15 protein-coding genes are annotated in these 18,351 nt (G+C 40.2%); 4 read left to right on the forward strand and 11 right to left on the reverse strand.

Annotated elements, in window-relative coordinates:
- Position 1: 1 nt before the first annotated feature.
- From C1E24_RS05750 to C1E24_RS05790, 9 genes are all read right to left on the reverse strand, one after another.
- Complete coding sequence (locus C1E24_RS05750) at positions 2 to 1,408, reverse strand: di-heme oxidoredictase family protein (RefSeq protein ID WP_138479571.1); 1,407 nt, start codon at positions 1,406 to 1,408, stop codon at positions 2 to 4.
- Positions 1,405 to 3,111, reverse strand: coding sequence for a di-heme oxidoredictase family protein (locus C1E24_RS05755; RefSeq protein ID WP_240721952.1), 1,707 nt, complete (start codon positions 3,109 to 3,111; stop codon positions 1,405 to 1,407). The genes C1E24_RS05750 and C1E24_RS05755 overlap by 4 nt, the downstream gene beginning before the upstream one ends.
- Positions 3,112 to 3,183: 72 nt before the next feature.
- Positions 3,184 to 4,617, reverse strand: a complete 1,434-nt coding sequence (locus C1E24_RS05760) for an imelysin family protein (protein ID WP_138479573.1) — start codon at positions 4,615 to 4,617, stop codon at positions 3,184 to 3,186.
- A 470-nt stretch (positions 4,618 to 5,087) separates the two neighbouring features.
- Complete coding sequence (locus tag C1E24_RS05765; RefSeq protein ID WP_138479575.1) at positions 5,088 to 7,082, reverse strand: TonB-dependent receptor plug domain-containing protein; 1,995 nt, start codon at positions 7,080 to 7,082, stop codon at positions 5,088 to 5,090.
- A gap of 124 nt (positions 7,083 to 7,206) precedes the next feature.
- On the reverse strand, positions 7,207 to 7,467 hold the full coding sequence (locus tag C1E24_RS05770) for a CBU_0592 family membrane protein (protein ID WP_138479577.1): 261 nt from the start codon (positions 7,465 to 7,467) through the stop codon (positions 7,207 to 7,209).
- Positions 7,468 to 7,684: 217 nt separating this feature from the next.
- On the reverse strand, positions 7,685 to 8,089 hold the full coding sequence (locus tag C1E24_RS05775; RefSeq protein WP_138479579.1) for a DUF1761 domain-containing protein: 405 nt from the start codon (positions 8,087 to 8,089) through the stop codon (positions 7,685 to 7,687).
- A 68-nt stretch (positions 8,090 to 8,157) separates the two neighbouring features.
- The gene (locus C1E24_RS05780) at positions 8,158 to 8,685 is read right to left on the reverse strand and encodes a response regulator transcription factor (protein ID WP_138479581.1); all 528 of its coding nucleotides are present in this window, start codon (positions 8,683 to 8,685) and stop codon (positions 8,158 to 8,160) included.
- Positions 8,682 to 9,911 (reverse strand): ATP-binding protein, encoded by a 1,230-nt coding sequence (locus tag C1E24_RS05785; RefSeq protein WP_138479582.1) that lies wholly within the window; start codon positions 9,909 to 9,911, stop codon positions 8,682 to 8,684. Before C1E24_RS05785 ends, C1E24_RS05780 begins: the two co-directional genes overlap by 4 nt.
- A gap of 98 nt (positions 9,912 to 10,009) precedes the next feature.
- Positions 10,010 to 10,399, reverse strand: coding sequence for a DUF4440 domain-containing protein (locus C1E24_RS05790; protein WP_431188315.1), 390 nt, complete (start codon positions 10,397 to 10,399; stop codon positions 10,010 to 10,012).
- A 142-nt stretch (positions 10,400 to 10,541) separates the two neighbouring features.
- Between C1E24_RS05790 and C1E24_RS05795 the strand changes: the two genes are divergently transcribed.
- Together C1E24_RS05795 and C1E24_RS05800 are read left to right on the forward strand one after the other, a co-directional pair.
- Entirely contained in the window at positions 10,542 to 11,606 is a 1,065-nt protein-coding gene (locus C1E24_RS05795) for a ketoacyl-ACP synthase III (RefSeq protein WP_138479586.1), read from the forward strand.
- Between the two features lie 72 nt (positions 11,607 to 11,678).
- Positions 11,679 to 13,148, forward strand: coding sequence for an aminoacyl-histidine dipeptidase (locus C1E24_RS05800; protein ID WP_138479652.1), 1,470 nt, complete (start codon positions 11,679 to 11,681; stop codon positions 13,146 to 13,148).
- Between the two features lie 223 nt (positions 13,149 to 13,371).
- On the opposite strand, the gene C1E24_RS05805 is transcribed toward C1E24_RS05800, so the two are convergent.
- Together C1E24_RS05805 and C1E24_RS05810 are read right to left on the reverse strand one after the other, a co-directional pair.
- Positions 13,372 to 14,736, reverse strand: a complete 1,365-nt coding sequence (locus tag C1E24_RS05805) for a leucyl aminopeptidase family protein (RefSeq protein ID WP_138479588.1) — start codon at positions 14,734 to 14,736, stop codon at positions 13,372 to 13,374.
- A 59-nt stretch (positions 14,737 to 14,795) separates the two neighbouring features.
- A complete protein-coding gene (locus tag C1E24_RS05810) occupies positions 14,796 to 15,167 on the reverse strand; it encodes a hypothetical protein (protein ID WP_138479590.1) in 372 nt (123 codons plus the stop codon).
- An 86-nt stretch (positions 15,168 to 15,253) separates the two neighbouring features.
- On the opposite strand from C1E24_RS05810, the gene C1E24_RS05815 reads away from it, so the two are divergent.
- Together C1E24_RS05815 and C1E24_RS05820 are read left to right on the forward strand one after the other, a co-directional pair.
- The gene (locus tag C1E24_RS05815) at positions 15,254 to 15,415 is read left to right on the forward strand and encodes an oxidoreductase-like domain-containing protein (protein ID WP_138479592.1); all 162 of its coding nucleotides are present in this window, start codon (positions 15,254 to 15,256) and stop codon (positions 15,413 to 15,415) included.
- 278 nt (positions 15,416 to 15,693) lie between these two features.
- Entirely contained in the window at positions 15,694 to 18,321 is a 2,628-nt protein-coding gene (locus tag C1E24_RS05820; protein ID WP_138479594.1) for a TonB-dependent receptor plug domain-containing protein, read from the forward strand.
- Positions 18,322 to 18,351: the final 30 nt, after the last annotated feature.

Genomic DNA, 18,351 nt, shown 5'->3' on the forward strand with positions numbered 1-18,351 from the left:
ATTAAATTTGATTTAAGAAGTACAACAGCGCTGCTCGTTGCTGCTTCGTTAATGATATGAATTTTCGTTGATGCGGCTGAGCTTCACCGCCATGCCAAAGCACCGCTTCTTCAATCGTGCGAGCACGACCATCATGTAAAAATGCAGAAAAGCCCTGAACTCTATGCTGTAAACCTATACCCCAAAGAGGCGGGGTACGCCACTCACTCCCTGACGCAAGGTTTTCAATGCCTTTATCTGCTAGACCTTCGCCCATATCATGCAAAGCTAAATCGGTATAAGGCCAAATAGTTTGCCCTGCTAACGCTTTTACCTCGTAAGAGCTATCTGTAGTAAAACTGGGGATATGACATTGCTGGCACTGCAATTTGTAAAATAGAGTTTGGCCTTGCTTTGACTTACTACTTTGTAAATCTCTTGCAGGAGGGGGAGCAATTAGTTGACTCATATACACAGTTAAATCATGCAGTTTTTCTGGAATGTCTAGTACATTGTCAGGGTCGACACTTGCAGCTTGTTTACAAGCAACTTGGTGAGCTAAACAGGTTTCCCCCTTAAAGATAGGGTTAGTAATACCAATATCATTAACAAACGCACCTGCGACTTGTTGTTCTAGTGTGCTATGTAAGCCCTTAAAGCCAAACCGACCTATGCGCTTTTTACCACTTACCGCATCTATAACCTGATTATATTTACCACTAATACCATCTTTATTGGCGTCGTTAATATCTTCAAGGTTTAGTAAATCTTTCTCCTTAATTGCATCTAATAAGCCCATACCATATACAGCTGGTGCATAGCGGGCAGATAGATAAGTGCCTTTATTAAGTGGTCCATAGGCGAGATTTTCAATTTCGTAACGAGGCTTTCTTAGCGTATAAGTTTCACCGTCAGCGTAGTGCCCTGTTATTTCTTCATAAAATACGCGTACTTGTGCCTCACCTTGAACAGGTTTAGTAAGCTTTTCATGAGATAAACGAATAGCGAGAGGCTGAAGTTGCCCGCCATATCTGCTATCTCCTTTGCTTGTATTTGCCTGTAAAAACCTAAACAGCAACGCAGGCTCTGCTATCTCTCCATGTTTTGACGGCCTGCCTCGTCCACCATCGGCATGGCAAGTTTTGCATGAGCGGGCGTTAAACAGCGGCCCGAGCCCATCTCTGTCTCTGGTAATTGAGGGTGAAGCAACCCAGGGATCTCGAAAAAATGAAAAGCCATCCCAAAAATCCAATTGCTCCATGCGCGGTACATTCTTAGCGGGCTCAACAAAAGAGCGATAATTCAATCGCCCTGTAGCATCCCCGCCAGGCTTAGCCGTTTGCTCGTTTGATGCTGATACATTAACAGATATCGACCAACAAATAAGAATAGCAGTAAGCAAACTGCTTTTTTGTAGATTTAGCATCATAGTGAATTCAAGAAAGCCAATAGCGCATCACGTGCCGGTTTATCCATTTTTAAATAAGCTTGCTTTGCTGATTCGGCTTCACCACCATGCCAAAGTATCGCTTCAGATAAGGTGCGTGCACGACCATCATGTAAAAATGTTGCTTTTGGCGTCACCGTTTGCACTAAGCCCAATCCCCATAAAGCTGGCGTTTTCCATTCTGCGCCAGATGCATCACCTTCAGGGCGACCATCAGCAAGTCCCTCACAGCGCTGCACGTAATAGCAACTTTGACCGCTGTCACAAACTTCACCAGTTGATAGCTCTCGTGTTACTTTGCAACTGCCGCCCATGTCATGGAGAAGTAAATCGGTATAAGGATAAATAACCAAACCTTCTAAGGAGTCAATGTTAGTTCTTGATTCAGGAGTAATCGTTACTAGGTCTACATCACCAAGCAAGCTCCCTTTCGCCTCACCCGTTTTATGTCTTGGCACATGGCAACTGTGGCAATTAGCAGCAAAAAACTGGCTTCTGCCTTTTAGAACATCATCATTCCAAAGGTTATTCTCAGTATCAAAACCACGACGATTTGGAACTGTTAATGTGCGGTTATAAAATTCGACTTGTGCTAAATCGACGTTATTTAAATCAACACCATCATGGTGCTTGTTTTGTTCTTTTTCAGCTTGAGCAAGGCACGCAGTTTGAGCTTCAGTACAAGGCTCGCCTGTTGCAACCGTATTCGTTACGCCCATATCACCTCGGTATGCACCAGAAATTTGTTGTAATACAGATGCTGTTACCGCTTTTTGACCGAAACGAGCCAATAAATTTTCATCACTGATTGGGTGAGTTGTAAAGGCTGCTTTACCAGATATGCCATCATTGTTTATATCATCTGGATCGGCATAAGCTAAAATACTCTGTGCTGGAATACTCTCTAATAAACCTGAGCCATAAACATGAGGAGATACGCGGGCAGAAAACTGCACATCTTGATTAAACTCACCATAAGCAAGGTCTTTTACTTTATAAATCGGTCTTCTTAAGGAGTAACTTTCTCCATCTGAGAATTGTCCGGTCACTTCTTCATATTCGACCCAAGTGTATGCCTCGCCATAAGCTAGGCCTTCTTCTATGGCTCCATTGTGTTTTGCTAACACATCATTTTGACCATCTATGGTGCCAAAAACTTGAATTTGATCGCCATAAACTGGGTCAACATTGCCTTTACTATCGCCTACTCTCAAAAACATGCTTATCATTGGCTCATTGGCAGATTTAGGCACCACGCCTCTACCATCTTTGATGTGACACCCTTGGCAAGTTGTGTTGTTGAAAATAGGACCTTGCCCATCATGATTAGAGCGAAAAACATGGTCTCCCGCTTTGAATACGGCATCAAGTCTTGGCGTATCAACGATTGCAGGCAGTGCTTGGCTAAATGCGTCTTCATTGAACGTATTAACCGATGCTTCGCCTGCTGCTAAATGCTCATACTCGTCAGGTGTATCTTTGAGTAAATCAGGTAGGCCGTCATTTAAGGTGACATCAGGAAAAGCCAGATTATCTTTACTGCCTTGATTGCCCTCGGAAGTATTGTCGGCGTTATTGTTTGAATTTGTTGGAGAGTTTGACTCTTGTGTGTTACTTCCACCACCACAGCCTTGAAGAAAAATAAGCGCGATGATTAGAGCTAACATTGATTTTTTGTTGTTCATTCAGTGCCCCTGAACTGCTTACTACTGTAACCAGAAACTGAAAAGGCCGGCCAAAAGGCCAGCCATATTAAGTTAGATATCTTCTTCTGTATCTTGTTTTAAGTCTTCAGCTGAAACGCCAAGTTCATCGATGGCTTTTTGGATCAAATCTGTTTGTGTCGCAAGTGCAGAGATAGTCGCATACACTTCTTTCTTACGGTCTTCACTTTGAATTTGAACGTCAAAAGACACACCTAGCTTGGCATTCGTATCAATAACCGAGGCACTTGCCATTGACGCTTCAAAAGCAGCTCGTAGCTCGTTTGCAAGCTCAGGTTTACCCTCTTTTACTAATAGGTCATGGATACTTGCACCTACTAACTCTTCACCATTAATACGTGTATATTTGCCTAAATAATGGTTTTGAACACCTTTGGCATTGAGGTAGATATCACGGTGTGTGTTATCTGAAAAACACGAGTGTTCGTCTTCTTGACTATCGGTGCGAACAGCAATACTCATACGTTCACCTGCAAGCTCACCGAAACTCAAACGTCCCATACTCTCAAGCATTGCACCTAAATTTTTCTTTGCATTTTCAGGTTTTACATATTCTAAATAATGGAAGCCTGTACCTGGAGTCCATGCTTCTGTCACTGCTTGCAGATCATCAACTAATAACTCAGCGGCTACTTTTAAGTATTGACCACGGCGCGCACAAATTGAATCAATTGCGCCTTGCTCGCCAGATGTACAAGTTGCTCCATTTGAATCTGTTGGCATATTGTCAGCAGTATAAAAATCAGAAGCTTTACGGTGACCTGCAGTGTAATCACGCGTTGATGTATAAGTAAGGTCTTGGTTTAAATCTTGACCCCACAATAAGAATTCGATTGCGTGATAACCTGACGTTACATTGGCTTCTTCACCATCTAATTCAAATTTATCTTGTAATAGCTGCTTTGTAATTTCTGGGAAGTTTTCTTGATCTGAAATGATGTTACCACCCGCTTGATAAACTGGAGCAGTGCCACGAGCTTGATGGCCATCCATATCAATCGTGTAGTCGATCAACGCTTCAGCTAAAGGCCAAGCATTAATTGCGCCTTCTGGGCCTTCGCCATCAACTAATGCTGATTGACCATCAACTTCTGTAAGTGCGTCGATTGGGCCTTCACGGAAACGGTAAACTTCAGTTTGACCATATGGTTCACGTGCAAAAAGCCAAGCTTGTTTTGCAGCAGTGAAGTTTGCTTCTGTCGGATCCGCAACAAATTCATCAATCGCTTTTTGCATTGTTTTTGCTGCAATCAGAGAGTCTGCAAAAACAGCATAGGCATGCTGTGCGTTAGTTTTAACAACATCTTCCGCTGTTACATAATTTGCAACACCATTTTGACCTGCAACACCTTGCTCCCCTTGAGGACCAACCGCACCTGCAACGCCGTCTTTACCATCATCGCCATTACATGCAGATAATACTGCTGTACAAACTAGCGTAAGCGCAAATTTCTTAAAGTTTTTCACTCTTATCCCTTTAATTGTCAGTTTATAGTTTATTATTCAGCAAATATTAACGAACACAGAGAATGCATTCAAGAATTATTTTTATTTGCATTGTTTGTAGCATTTATTTTTGAGCTAGATCAAATATGATCAGTTCTGTTTGAATGCGATTATTTAATAAGGAGTACAACTGAAGGATGTTAGAGAGAATTTAAAAACTTTTTATACCAATCAGCTTAACTAAGTGGTCTATTTTGAAGCAAGAAAAACTTGTTGGTAACACCGCTCACGCGTCCTGCTATCGCTGAGGTACCTACATCCATGCAGGCAAGGCAAATAGTTCGTTATTTAGTTGTTCTAAATAAAAAATCTTTCATGCAGCTATCATCAAGTTTAATCCCTCAAAATGATTAAGTTTTATTGCGGATTGGTATTATTAGGCTAAAAACTAAAAAGCGCCGACATCGGCGCTTTTATTAAGAAAGCAAAAGTTAAAACGTTTGACGGTACTGAAGTAATAACTTTCTTGATTGAGTCGGCACAATACCGTCGGTCATTCTTGGATCAAACACTTTATATTGCTTATCGAGAAGATTTTGTGCCTTGAGAATTATCGAGCTATCACTATCAATATTCCAACTGGCAGTAAGCCCTAACAAGAAGTAATCTGATTGTTTAAAACTTGCTGAGGCTGTTTGATTTTCAGATGCAACAAATACCTCATCACGCCAAATTGTATTCACACTCAACTGTAACACGTCGAATTGGTGCGTAATGGCTGCCGCAGCAAATCGCTTAAAGCTCGGGTTAATGGGTTCATCAAACAATTGCGTAAAACCAGCTTCAAACCAAGTACTTTCTGTTAAGTTAAAATTACTATTAACTTCAACCCCTTGCATACTTGCTTCAAATACATTGTCAAAAGTAAAACGTGTTTGAGCTTGATCTGTCGCCACTAAGTTTATGAAGTCTTTCAACTCATTATTGAAAAACACCACATCCATCTGCCAATTTTGTTGTTCAGTGTGCCAGACCAGTTCCGTCGTTTTAACATACTCTGATTTTAAATCAGGGTTACCGACAGTAACATCGTCATTTGAATAAAGCTCATTGCTTACGGGTGTTCTAAATGATTCGCCATATTGCAGCTTTAAAGTATGTTTTTCATTTAGGTCATAAATGAGAGCAAGCCTAGGTGATAGCTTGCTATCAATACTTTTCACTTCATCAAAACGTGCGCCAACAAACATTGTTAATTGTTCTGACGCTACATACTTTGCCTGAGTATACAGAGCATAAGAATCAAACGAGGCCAATAAATTTTTAAACGGAGGATGAGATTCAATCGTTCGCGTCTCGCCTAAATAATATTGGTTTTCGACTAAGGTATTACCCGACTGATAGTCATAATAACTACTGATCACGCCAGCTTTAAATTGCTCTTCTTCCGAATATTCAGCACCAAAGTTGACTTGCAAAGAGTCACTAAATTGATAGCTACCATCAACTTTCACAGCAAGATCTTTGGTTGACCATGCAGGACCAACAAAAAAATCACCAACTAAGTTTGTGTTTTGTGCAGAAGCAATCAAGCCCTTACTTTCAATTTCATGACGTATGAAGTCTATTGAGGTAGATAAATGCCATAAATCATCGTCTAACCAGGTATAAGTCGCCTGTAAAGCCGTGTTTTCACTGTGATGATGGTTGCCTTTTGACGCACCGGCAAGATTGATGAACTCATCTAGTTGTGTCGCGTTTTTCCTGACATTAAAGTCTAGATTATGCCATTGAGCACCTAGCTCAAAAAAGTAGGATTCTAAGGGGTCTTTAGTGCCAAAAGAGTAAGCCTCGCCATCGCGTTTATTAAGCGATAAATTACTGTAAATCTTTAATCCATCGTGTAATTCTTTATTGAATGAAAAGCCAGCTTGTAGCTCACCATGCTCTCCGATTGAGGCACTGAGTTGAGTACGTTCAGAAGTGGTAACAACATTCATAACGCCCAAGAATGCATTACTGCCGTATAGCGCAGAGCCTGGGCCTCGAATAAATTCAACCCGTTCAATCAGTTCAACAGGAATAAAAGGCATATAAACTGATGCCTTGCCAAAAGAAGGTTCATTAAGTCTTTGACCATTAATCATGACCAGTACATTGCCACTGTCTAGATAAATTCCTCGAGTGTGCTCTTTTGGCACAGCGCCCACCCAATCACCTCGAGTAGACTGAAAACCAGGCACAAAATTCATTAAATCATAGGCATTTGAGACGCCTAACAGTGCAATATGTTGTTGATTAAATACGGTAATACTCGAAGGAACAGACGAGCGAGTTTCATCTGTTTTAGTGGCAAGAGAAATATTGACGTCTAAAAGTTGCTCAAATGATAAGTCAAATAGATCTTCATCACTTTCAATATTTGATAACGCATGACCTGAATACAAAATTGAAAGTAAAGAAATCGTAGGTATTGTTATTCTCATAGCTTGGCTCATTATTTCAGCGACAGAGCAGCTAAATGCAATTCCATGCACAGCCTATTTACATACTTTTAATAATACTAATGTTAACAGACTGTGCAAGTTTTATATTTCTATTTTGAGAACATTATGCGAGTTGGGTACGTTTTCCTTTGAAATATTTGTATAAACCAATTAAAGACGCAGCTATCCAAAATAATTCAATAACAAAACTAGCAAGGTTAAAGTTGTAGCAAAGACTGATTAGCAAGAGTATTGCGCCACTTAAGTTCATTAAGTTATAAACAATACCGGTAGGTTCAGCTTTGCCTAGTTGAAGCATAAAGAAAGCACCAACCACAAGCGCAGTTCCTGTCATACCAATGACATCAAAAAGAATATCGATCACGTTTTGTATCCACTATCAATTGCTATCTGCCCGCTTTAGCAGAGTTTGAAGCAATATAAGATTAGTTAACCCGGAAATACTGGCCCATTCCATGGGAAGGGTTACTTTCACTCATTGAAACAGCAAAACGTATTTAAGTTATATGAGAGAGCAAAACGAAAACAGGGCAAATGTCCGCCTCGATGATAAGTATTACAACAATTCAAAGTTGGTATTACTAGCCTGTGACACTCAATATCACTGCCATAAGTATAAACTGGAAGGTATGGTACCCCCCATTAACTAAAAACAAACTAAGGGGTCTTTGTTCAAAAATATAAGAAATCCCCAATGAACTTGACGCTAGACCAATACCTACTGCCGCGCCAATGATAATTGATTGGGTGATATTAGGATCAGGTCCTAATATAAATGCCAAAACAAACGCAGCCAACAATGACAATATAAATGCTAAACCATAAATCAATTTCGGATCGCTGTTTTGTAAGTCAAGTTCAGTTAAGCCACAACCCTCTAACCAAGTTTTACCAAATAACATCGGGGAGTACCATAAACCACCAAGCATAAAAGAAGATAACGCGGCAAGTAAAATTGCCCAATAATTAAGTTCTGCCAACTGCATAATAATGAAGCATCAAACCATTCGTAAATTCAAATCTAGTTAATAAACTTCAAACTCGCAATTATTGACTATTTTTGTACAGGTTTTTTCTGTAGTTTACGTTGCAGTGTTCTTCGATGCATGTTTAGCTGTCTTGCAGTTTCAGACACATTACCGTTGTTCGCTTTTAGCACTTGCTGAATATGTTCCCATTCTAATCGTTCTGCTGACATTCTCGTTTCTGGTTGCAACTCTGCTTTTTGGGACCCTTCTGTCCCTAGTAACGTTTGAGCTATCAATAAAGTATCTGCTGGCTTAGTTAAATAATCGTCAGCGCCCAATTTAACTGCTTCAACTGCCGTTGCGATACTTGCAAACCCAGTTAACAACACAAGTTTAATACTTGGTTTGTATGCCTTAATCGGCTCAATAAAATGTAATCCAGATTTAGTCTGCAGTTTCATATCTAGTAGTACAAAATCAGGAGCAATTTTCTCAAGCGCAGGCATGACATTCGATTCGTTGTTTTCAACATGACAATCAAATCCATGCTTTTGCAGCCGTCTTGCAAGCGTTCTTGCAAATGCTTCATCGTCTTCAATGATAAGTAACTTCATAACTCATTTTCTTTAATCGGCAAAGTGATTGTTGTTTTAGCACCATATTTACACTGGTTTTCTAATCGAATAGTCCCTTTTAATCGCTCTATTGATGCATGCGATAAAACCAACGCCATGCCAAGACCTGATTCACTTTTTACTAAAGTATGACCCAAACGTTCCATCTTTTTAGGATCGATCCCCGGGCCATGATCCGTTATCGATAGCACCCAAGCACCTCTTTCAATTGAACTTTTTATAATGATTTCTTTTGCATTGGTTTTAGTATTGGCTTGCGCGCCATTTGCAATTACATTCAATAACGCAGGGATCAGCATGGGGTCATCACTGACGAAAGTATCAACTACTTCGTCCATAACTAAGCTCTGCTCTGGGAATTGTAAAGCCATCAAGGTTTCAAGTTCTTCTAAAATCGCCAGTGTGCTTTGTACACCAAAACTATCTGAAGATTTGAATTTTTCTGTTTGTGCTCTAAATAAATCAAGTTGCTCTTTACAAGTATTAATCGCTTTACCCATATCTACTAATGCGGGGTGTTCTGGATAGTCTTCTTTCAACTCTTCAAACAATAAATTGATGTTACCAAGTGGCGTTGCGAGTTGATGCGTTGCCTGAGCAGCGGCACTCCCCAACGCAATAAGCTGCTCATTTTTAAGTTGTTTCTCTCTTACCTTAGCTAAAGACTGTTCTTTAACCCTTAATTGCTTAGCCATTGCCATGACAACCATGACAACAATAAATACGCTTAGTACAAAATTTGCCCACATGCCTTTAAAATGTAATTCCATGTCCATATGATGCATGTGATGGCCTCCCATAGTCACAAATAAATAACCATATGCGACTAATGAACAGAACGAGATAATTATCACAAACTGGCTAGGCAAGGTCACAGCAGCAATGACGATTGGAATAATCAGCATTGACACAAACGCATTACTCGCACCACCTGACAAGCTCAGTAGAACCGTCATAAACATGATATCGGCTAGCAACTGCAGCATCATACCCGAAGGTGCTGCTTCACTGGTTTTTCTATAAGCGAACACACTGACCAATTGGAAGCAAGATTCAATAGCAATAACAGTCAATACTGGTAATAGTTCAATAGACTTATCAAACCAAAATGCCGAAGCTAGTACCAAAAGCAATTGCATCAAAATGGCGATAGTTCTAAGTAATAATAAGCGACCAATGGCTGATTGCGGCGAAAAGCTGATCATTTAACATGCTCATAAAAAATTTGAGCGATACTTTAACGAACTATGCTTAATGGGTAAAACTAAACCTCAGTTTCGTTGATATAAAACAAAAAATGCAGCTACTCTTCATAGCTCAAGGTGAACTCAGGGCAAGGTGTGCCCTGATGGAAGAATAACTGCCACCCTTTTTCTGTTTTAGCCCAAATTGACATTCGAATTGAAAAGTTCAAGGCATTATGCACATTCATTCTATAGGCTGCATGATAGGTCAGTTGAGCAAGCGTGTCGGACAATACTTGCCCCTTAAAGTCTTGGTTATAGATCTGTGGAATTTTCTCGAGCGGTAACCGACCAATCACATGTTGCTTATTAAACATTAAACCATTTGCTGAAATCTCATAAAAGTCGTCATGAAGTAAATGGCTTAATTGGTTTTTCGATGCTCTAACAACTGGATCCAGTAACCGCCTCTCTAATTCAATAAGGTGGCTTAATAGCGAAGTCGTCATTTTATTTGCCATAATCACCTCAAATTCAAAGACTTTAATCTAAGCTTAGACTACTTCTTCACGCTACATAAAGTATCCTTGACTAGAATTACAAAAAGAAGTTTGTTATAAACTCCCGTCTGGTCAGATGAGATAAGAAACTATGCAATACGCCAAAATTATTGGCTGGGGTAAATGTACACCACCAGCAACACTTTCAAACGAAGATATAAGCTCGGTAGTCGACACCACCGATGAGTGGATTTCAACTCGCACAGGCATAAAATCGAGAAGAGTCAGTCATGTTGGTACTGGAGAATTGGCGACTATTGCAGCTAAACGTGCATTGGATTGTGCAGGTATTGCAGGAGAGGACATTGACCTTGTTTTACTTGCTACTTGCACCCCTTCTACACTTGTTGCAAATACAGCCTCGTATGTTCAGCAACAAATTGGGGCAACAGGTGCAGCTGCATGTGATGTGAATGCAGCGTGTTCTGGTTTCTTATATGCATTACAAAATGCAACCGCACAAATTCGTGCCGGTATGGTAAAGCGTGCAGTAGTTATTGCTGCTGAACGAATGCTTTGGCATGTAAACTGGGCAAAGCGTGACAGTGCGGTTTTATTCGGTGATGGTGCAGGTGCTGTTGTGCTTGAAGCATCAAGTGAAGAATTTGGCCTGTTAGCAACAAAAACTGGTTGTGATTCAGAAGACAGAGAAATTCTTCATATCCGAAACTTCGGCACTGACATAGATAAACACGATTCAGCACAGCCTTCTGATATTCTGTTTCAAGGTAAAGATATCTTTAAGCGCGCAGTAAAAGGTATGAGCGAAGCATGTGATGATGTGCTGTCACAAGCTAATTTGGCACTCGAAGACATCGATATGCTTATCCCTCACCAAGCAAATCTAAGAATTATTCAAGCCATTGCCAAACAATTACAACTTAATGATGACAAAGTTATGGTCAATATCCAGCATTATGGCAACACCTCTGCTGCAACGATCCCAATTGCACTGTGTGAAGCATTAGAGCAAGGCAAAATCAAACCACATAGTCATATAATGAGTGCAGCATTTGGTGCAGGATTAACTTGGGCAGCAAGTTACATCAAATGGGGCGAACGTGTTACACCAATCATTGAAAGTAAAGCTGAGCTGCCAGAGTGTAAACAAACTGGGTTAGAGATAATGGCTGACGCCATTAACTACTGTCAGTAAGCTATCCACTGCCCTTAATTGAATGATAATATTAAACGGTTACATTCAAATAAGGGCAACACATTGAAAACATTGTTCACTCCACATTCTGAAATTAGCCAATTAGAACCCCAAGCAATTTGGCAATTCTTTGATCAAATTTGTTCTTTTCCTCATCCATCTAAGCATGAAGAAGCACTTGCACAATTCATTATTGACTGGGCAAAGAGTCAATCTCTTGAAGTTAAAAGAGACGAGACTGGCAACGTTTTCATTAAAAAACCAGCCTTCCCAGGTATGGAACATAAAAAGCCAGTAGTTCTTCAAGCACATATTGATATGGTGCCACAAAAGAATGACGGCACAGATCACGACTTTGTGACAGACTCGATTAAGCCTTACATCGACGGTGAATGGGTTACTGCAACAGACACTACCTTAGGTGCTGACAACGGCATAGGTATGGCGTCATGTCTCGCTGTATTGGCTGCTGATGACATTAAACATGGTCCGTTAGAAGTACTTCTAACCATTGATGAAGAAGCGGGTATGACTGGCGCATTCGGTTTAGAAGCCGGCTGGTTGGAAGGTGACATTCTTCTAAATACAGATTCTGAGCAAGAAGGTGAGATTTACATGGGCTGTGCCGGTGGCGTCGATGCAAGCCTTACTTTGCAATTAGAGCGTCAAGCTATCAGTCAAGATTCAACACGCTTAAAACTTGTGCTAAATGGCTTAAGAGGTGGTCACTCTGGCGTAGATATTCATACTGGCCGCGCTAATGCAAATAAACTCCTTGCACGTTTTTTAAAAAATCACACAGCCAACTCAAACGTTCAGTTAGTTAGCTTTAATGGTGGCTCACTGAGAAATGCTATTCCTCGTGAAGCGTATGCTGAAGTGTTAGTTGAAGATGCACAATTAGACGCATTTCGTAACTTAATCTCTGAGTATGAAACACTAACAAAAACCGAATTAAGCGCCATTGAAGCAAACTTATCTTTTAAAGCGCAAAAAATGGAAAGTGATACCATGCCATTAAGCGCAAGCAGTCAAAATACCGTTTTGTCACTGTTCAATGCCTGTCCAAATGGTGTAGTACGCATGAGTGATGACATTCAAGGTGTAGTTGAAACATCACTAAATATGGGTGTCATTGAAACAAATGAAGACAGCATCGAAGTGCTTTGTTTGATCCGCTCTTTAATTGATTCTGGTCGTACTGACGTAGAAGGTACACTTGCTTCTCTAGCAAGCCTCGCTGGCGCAACGATTGAATTCAGTGGTGCATACCCGGGATGGAAACCTGATCCTGAGTCACAAATACTACATACTTTCCGTGACGTGTATGAAGATATTTATGGCCATAAACCACATATCATGGTTATTCATGCTGGCCTAGAGTGTGGCCTATTCAAAGAACCATACCCTGAAATGGACATGATTTCATTTGGCCCAACTATCAAGTTCCCTCACTCACCAGATGAAAAGGTAAACATTGAATCTGTAGGTTTATATTGGCAACAAATGAAAGCAATCTTAGAAAACATTCCAGCTAAGTAATACCAATCCGCTTAACTAAGTGGTCTATTTTGAGGCAAGAAAACCTTGTTGGTAGCAAGGCAAAGAGTTCGTTATTTAGTTGTTCTAAATCAGAAACCTTTAACGCAGCTATCATCAGGCTTAATCCCTCAAAATGATTAAGTGTTATTGCTGATTGGTATAATACTTCCTAATAAAAAAATGCGAACCCATCGGTTCGCATTTTTTATTAATTTATCGAGGGCTAGTTATAACGACCAGCTAAATACTCGAAGGTAGCACGTAAACCTAAGCCTTCACCACCTACTGGGCGACCCGGTAATGATCTGATGTTATAAGCCATCACGTCGAAATGCAGCCAAGGCGTAGTTGCTGGCTCAACAAACTCTTTAAGATATAACGCTGCAGTAATTGACCCACCAAATGGCGTTGAACCACAGTTGGCAATGTCTGCAACATCACTCTTAAACAAAGCTTTATATTGGTCGAAAAGAGGAAGCTGCCAAACTGGATCTTGGTTTTGTAAACCTTTAGCCATGATGTCACTTGCAATTGCTTGGTCAGTCGAATAAAAACCTGGAAGTTCTGTACCTAATGCAATGCGACAAGCGCCTGTTAAAGTTGCAAAGTCGATAAGTAAATCAGGGTTTTCAGTTTGTGCTTCAGCTAATGCATCACATAATACTAGGCGACCTTCAGCATCGGTGTTATCAATCTCAACCGTGATGCCTTTTCTTGTTTTAATAACATCGCCAGGTCTAAAAGCATTTCGAGACACTGCATTTTCAACAGCAGGAACAAGCACACGAAGTCTAACAGGTAGATTTGCAGCCATGATCATTTGCGCAAGACCGATAACATGAGCAGCCCCGCCCATATCCTTCTTCATATTACGCATACCTGCGGCAGGTTTTAAATCTAAACCACCAGAGTCAAAACAGACACCTTTACCAACAAGTGTTAGTTTAGGTGAATCCTCGTCACCCCATACTAAATCGAGTAATCTTGGTTTGTTGTCACTTGCACGACCCACCATGTGAATTGTTGGGTAATTTTGCTCTAATAATTCGTCACCAATAATTTGGCTAAACTGACCATCAAAGCGAGCTGCTAATTCTTCCATGGTTTCAGCTAGGTGCTGAGGCATCATGTCAGCTGCTGGCATGTTAACCAAGTCACGAACCAAATAAATGGCCTCAGCTTGCTGGTTTACTTTATTAAAGATTTCTTCATCTGCAATCGCGATTTTAGATTCAATAGCAGGTAAAGACTTATAGACGGCAAATTGATAAGCACCTAATACAAAACTAAGCACATAACCTAACAAGGAGTCATCGTTAACATCAAGCTTGTACTGACCCTTAGGTAATTGTTTTGCTAAATCACCGGCATTCCACATATCAGTTACATCCGTAACAGTAACAACAACGAATTCAAGTCCAGTTGCGTTTTGTTTAGGCACCACAATTATGTTGCTATTAGCAGAGCGCGTTGCATCAACATAACTTTTTACAAAGCTTTCTTGCGATGAAAGCCAAGTATCAAAATTTGACTTTTCAATAAATTTAATCGGTGTACCTGTATCGGCATGAATGATTGGAAGTTGCATATTATTCTCTGTGTTTTTGCGTCTATTTAGAGAATAACAATTTAGCGTAAAGAGATCACTTATTTACGTGATTTAGAAGACTTGTTAGATAATGAAAATGAGCTTGGTAACACATCAACACCAACCCATTGGCCTAACTTTACAATTAGAGGGATTGTAATAGGTGCAAAAGGAAGTACAGCAAACACGCCTAAACCTAAGCCTTTTAAAATATCAACAAGTTGTTCATTGGCGACTTTCAATTCAGATTTTTGCGCATCACCAAAGCTGTAACGCTTGTAAATATCGAGCATTTCTTTGGTTTCTTGCTTTTCTTGTGCAAGTGCGATTTTCAAAGCTAGCATGGAGCGTCTGAGCCTAACCTGCTGCCGTCTCTTGCTGATCCTGGCGACCCTAATGGGAGCTTTGTGTACAACTTTAATTAGGCGCATCATTCACCATAATATATTAATCACTCTGATAGTTTAGCAAAACTTGATAAACTCTTACCAAGTATTTAAACATTCTCTCACTACTTATGTTAAAAAACTCAGAAACACAACAGCCAACAACAGAACCACAGAAACCCAAGCCTGATGAATGCTGCGGCGGGGGCAGTTGCTGCCCATGCGTTTGGGATACCTACAGAGCACAAAGAAAAGCATGGTTAGAGGTTAACGAAAAACTTAACAAGACATAAATTAGACCAAAGCATAAACTTTAGTAGGAATGTACATGCATTCCTCTCCTTCCCTATTTTAGAAAATTATTTCATACTTAACAAAAAGTTACGTTTTCAATTTGCGCTTTCCCATTGCCATGTCTACTTTTAACTTTAATGCAAATTTTATTTGCATTATGTGTTAACTAAATGTATCAATAATTAACAGGTTAAATTTGCTTATTGCAAAAAAGCTTATCGTGCTTGTTAAAAATTTATAAGAAACCTTAATGACAACATTAATCTGGGGAAACAGGATGAAGTTAAAATTATCAAACGTAAGCCGTGCAATCACTTACGCACTTGCATCTACCGCTTCGGTAGGCTTGTTAAGCGCGACAGCCTATGCCGATGAAAGTGGCGATGGTGCTGAAAAGAATATTGAAAAAATCGCAGTTGTAGGTTCACGTTCTGCGCCAAGATCTGTTGATGATTCACCAGTGCCAATTGATATTATTGGAGGTGATGAGCTAGATAAAAACGCATCAACTGATATGTTAGACATGCTACAGGCATCTATTCCATCATTTAACGTTAGACAGCAGCCTATCTCTGATGCGGCTTCATTTATCAGACCTGTAAACTTACGTGGTCTATCATCAGACTCTACACTTATTCTATTAAACGGTAAAAGAAGGCACAGAGCTTCTGTTATCGCGTTCCAAGGTGGTGGCGTTAACGATGGTGCTCAAGGTCCAGATATATCAGTTATTCCTTCTGTTGCACTAAAGCAGGTTGAAGTTTTACGTGACGGTGCAGCAGCTCAATATGGTTCTGATGCCATTGCAGGTGTAATGAACTTTGTATTAAAAGACAGTTCCGAAGGTGGCTCAATCTCTGTTCGTCATGGCGAGTATTTTGAAGGTGATGGTACTCAGTTTGTTGTTGATGGTAACCTTGGTCTTCCTTTTACTGATGACGGCTTTGCTAACTTATCTTTCCAATACAAATCTGCAGATCCTACAAGTCGATCAGTTCAACGCCCAGACGCCGCAGCTTTGATTGCAGCAGGTAATACTCATGTTAATGACCCTGCTCAAGTTTGGGGTAACCCTGAAATTGAGGACGATATTACTTTATTCGGTAATGTTGGCCTAGATCTAGGTAACGATAAAGAGTTTTATATGTTTGGTAACTATTCTGATCGAATAGCTACTGGTGGTTATTATTACCGTAACCCTCAAAACAGAGGTGGAGTATTTACTGGTACTGATGCCGATGGAAATGACATACACTTAGTTGGTGATATGGATGGACTCAATAATGGTATTGAATGCCCTAGTATTCCTAAACTACCAAACACAACTAATATTTTAGACAACGAGACATATAAGCTAATTGCAGATCCAAACACTGCAGTGGGTAAAAACTGTTGGGCATTCAATGAATTGTTCCCTGGAGGTTACACTCCACAATTTACTGGTGAAATCAACGACACGTCATTAACAATGGGTACTCGTGGAGATATTACTGAAGGTTTCTTAGAAGGTGCTTTTATTGATATCAGCGGCTCATATGGCCGAAACAAATCAACTTATACACTTGTTAATACTGTTAACCCTTCTATGGGTTCATTGAATGCTGACCAGCCAAACAATGCATTTGAAGCAGGCTCTTATATTCAACTTGAAAAATCTTTCAACATTGATTTAACCAAAGGCTTTGATGTTGGTTTAGACGACGACCTAAACTTTGCAACGGGTATTGAATGGAGACAAGAGTCATTCGAAATAATTTCTGGTGAGCAAGCCTCTTGGGAGCAGGGTCCATTGGCATCACAAGGCTTCAGTGTTGGTTCTCATGGTTTTGCTGGTTTCTCACCAGAATCACAAGGGATCAATAAGCGTCAAAGTTTCTCAGCTTATGCTGATGCAGAAACTTACTTTACTGAAGACTTGTTGCTTGGAGCTGCATTACGCTATGAAGATTTCTCTTCATTCGGAAGTACAACAAACTATAAAGTAACTGCACAATATCAACTTACTGATGATCTATCCATCCGTGGTTCTCATAGTACTGGTTTTAGAGCACCTACAGTAGGTCAAGCTAATGTTGTAAATACTCAGACATCTTTGGTAAATGGTGAATTGATTCAATCAGCTACATATCCACCAACTCACCCTGTCTCGGCTGAACTTGGTGGTAAAGAGTTAGATCCAGAAGAATCAACTAGCTATGCTGTCGGTCTTGTATACAAAACCGGTGAGTTCTTCATGACTATCGATGCATACAATATTGAAGTTACTGACCGTATTGCACAAACAGATAAAGTATTTATCACACAAGCTAACGTTGATAACCTTCAAGGTAAATACCCTAGTCCAGAATTGCTTCTTGGTGGCTCTGTTACATTTTTTGCTAATGACTTCGATACCACAACCCAAGGTGTTGACGTTGTCATGAATTATGGCATGGATATGTTTGATGGCTACAGCAAAATTAGCTTGGCTTATAACTACAACACAACAAAAGTTGATGACCCAGGTCAGTTCACTTCAGCGTTCAAAGTACGCCGCTTGGAAGAAGGCATCCCTGAGCACCGTGCAACATTAACCTTCGCACAAAATTGGGAAGATGTAAGCATGTTCTTACGAGCTAACTACTTTGGTGAGTGGTTTGCTACACACGCGGATGAGCCAGATGTAGATAGCTCTTACGGTTGGTCTGAAACAGTTGGTTCATCTTTCACATTAGATGCTGAAGTAACATATTACTTTAACGAACAGTGGACTATGTCAGTTGGAGCAAACAACATATTAGACACTGAGGCTCAAGAGCTGCAAAAAGATGGTGCATATTCAATTGTTAGCGGTAAATACTACGAGAGTGGTCCATTTGACTACAACGGCGGTTTTTATTACGTAAAAGCTACTTATAAATTCTAGATTACTGTAACCCAGCAGCAAAAGGCGAAA

This window comes from Pseudoalteromonas phenolica, assembly GCF_005876835.1.
GTDB classification, from domain to species: domain Bacteria; phylum Pseudomonadota; class Gammaproteobacteria; order Enterobacterales; family Alteromonadaceae; genus Pseudoalteromonas; species Pseudoalteromonas phenolica_B.

Bases quoted from the DNA above. Each gene is read 5' to 3' on its own strand.
- C1E24_RS05755 (WP_240721952.1), bottom strand. From the start codon at position 3,111: ATGAACAACAAAAAATCAATGTTAGCTCTAATCATCGCGCTTATTTTT.
- C1E24_RS05805 (WP_138479588.1), bottom strand. From the start codon at position 14,736: ATGCAACTTCCAATCATTCATGCCGATACAGGTACACCGATTAAATTT.
- C1E24_RS05790 (WP_431188315.1), bottom strand. From the start codon at position 10,399: ATGACGACTTCGCTATTAAGCCACCTTATTGAATTAGAGAGGCGGTTA.
- C1E24_RS05765 (WP_138479575.1), bottom strand. From the start codon at position 7,082: ATGAGAATAACAATACCTACGATTTCTTTACTTTCAATTTTGTATTCA.
- C1E24_RS05795 (WP_138479586.1), top strand. From the start codon at position 10,542: ATGCAATACGCCAAAATTATTGGCTGGGGTAAATGTACACCACCAGCA.
- C1E24_RS05815 (WP_138479592.1), top strand. From the start codon at position 15,254: ATGTTAAAAAACTCAGAAACACAACAGCCAACAACAGAACCACAGAAA.
- C1E24_RS05820 (WP_138479594.1), top strand. From the start codon at position 15,694: ATGAAGTTAAAATTATCAAACGTAAGCCGTGCAATCACTTACGCACTT.
- C1E24_RS05780 (WP_138479581.1), bottom strand. From the start codon at position 8,685: ATGAAGTTACTTATCATTGAAGACGATGAAGCATTTGCAAGAACGCTT.
- C1E24_RS05810 (WP_138479590.1), bottom strand. From the start codon at position 15,167: ATGCGCCTAATTAAAGTTGTACACAAAGCTCCCATTAGGGTCGCCAGG.
- C1E24_RS05775 (WP_138479579.1), bottom strand. From the start codon at position 8,089: ATGCAGTTGGCAGAACTTAATTATTGGGCAATTTTACTTGCCGCGTTA.
- C1E24_RS05785 (WP_138479582.1), bottom strand. From the start codon at position 9,911: ATGATCAGCTTTTCGCCGCAATCAGCCATTGGTCGCTTATTATTACTT.
- C1E24_RS05750 (WP_138479571.1), bottom strand. From the start codon at position 1,408: ATGATGCTAAATCTACAAAAAAGCAGTTTGCTTACTGCTATTCTTATT.